The organism is Streptomyces chiangmaiensis (assembly GCF_036281785.1).
Lineage (GTDB): Bacteria > Actinomycetota > Actinomycetes > Streptomycetales > Streptomycetaceae > Streptomyces > Streptomyces chiangmaiensis.
In genome coordinates, this window is the sequence record NZ_JAYWVC010000574.1 from 1 (window position 1) to 1,380 (window position 1,380).

A 1,380-nucleotide genomic window follows, 5' to 3' on the forward strand; every position below is an offset into this window, starting at 1 on the left:
GCTTCACCCGGCAGACGACGCTCCCCTACCCATCACAACACCCGTTAAGGCTACATGCTGCAATGACACGACTTCGGCGGTACGCTTGAGCCCCGCTACATTGTCGGCGCGGAATCACTAGACCAGTGAGCTATTACGCACTCTTTCAAGGGTGGCTGCTTCTAAGCCAACCTCCTGGTTGTCTGTGCGACTCCACATCCTTTCCCACTTAGCGTACGCTTAGGGGCCTTAGTCGATGCTCTGGGCTGTTTCCCTCTCGACCATGGAGCTTATCCCCCACAGTCTCACTGCCGCGCTCTCACTTACCGGCATTCGGAGTTTGGCTAAGGTCAGTAACCCGGTAGGGCCCATCGCCTATCCAGTGCTCTACCTCCGGCAAGAAACACACGACGCTGCACCTAAATGCATTTCGGGGAGAACCAGCTATCACGGAGTTTGATTGGCCTTTCACCCCTAACCACAGGTCATCCCCCAGGTTTTCAACCCTGGTGGGTTCGGTCCTCCACGAAGTCTTACCTCCGCTTCAACCTGCCCATGGCTAGATCACTCCGCTTCGGGTCTTGAGCGTGCTACTCCACCGCCCTCTTCGGACTCGCTTTCGCTACGGCTACCCCACACGGGTTAACCTCGCAACACACCGCAAACTCGCAGGCTCATTCTTCAAAAGGCACGCAGTCACACCAAAGTGCTCCCACGGCTTGTAGGCACACGGTTTCAGGTACTATTTCACTCCCCTCCCGGGGTACTTTTCACCATTCCCTCACGGTACTATCCGCTATCGGTCACCAGGGAATATTTAGGCTTAGCGGGTGGTCCCGCCAGATTCACACAGGATTTCTCGGGCCCCGTGCTACTTGGGTGTCTCTCAAACGAGCCGCTGACGTTTCGACTACGGGGGTCTTACCCTCTACGCCGGACCTTTCGCATGTCCTTCGCCTACATCAACGGTTTCTGACTCGTCTCACGGCCGGCAGACCGTGAAAGAGAGATCCCACAACCCCGTACACGCAACCCCTGCCGGGTCTCACACGCATACGGTTTGGCCTCATCCGGTTTCGCTCGCCACTACTCCCGGAATCACGGTTGTTTTCTCTTCCTGAGGGTACTGAGATGTTTCACTTCCCCTCGTTCCCTCCACACTGCCTATGTGTTCAGCAGTAGGTGACAGCCCATGACGACTGCCGGGTTTCCCCATTCGGAAACCCCCGGATCAAAGCCTGGTTGACGACTCCCCGGGGACTATCGCGGCCTCCCACGTCCTTCATCGGTTCCTGGTGCCAAGGCATCCACCGTGCGCCCTTAAAAACTTGGCCACAGATGCTCGCGTCCACTGTGCAGTTCTCAAACAACGACCAACCACCCATCACCCCACTGAAAAAC

1 rRNA gene is annotated in these 1,380 nt (G+C 57.0%); it reads right to left on the reverse strand.

Going from position 1 to position 1,380, the window contains the following annotated elements:
• Positions 1–1,313, reverse strand: a 23S ribosomal RNA gene (locus VXC91_RS45645); the annotation flags it as partial.
• Positions 1,314–1,380 lie beyond the last annotated feature (67 nt).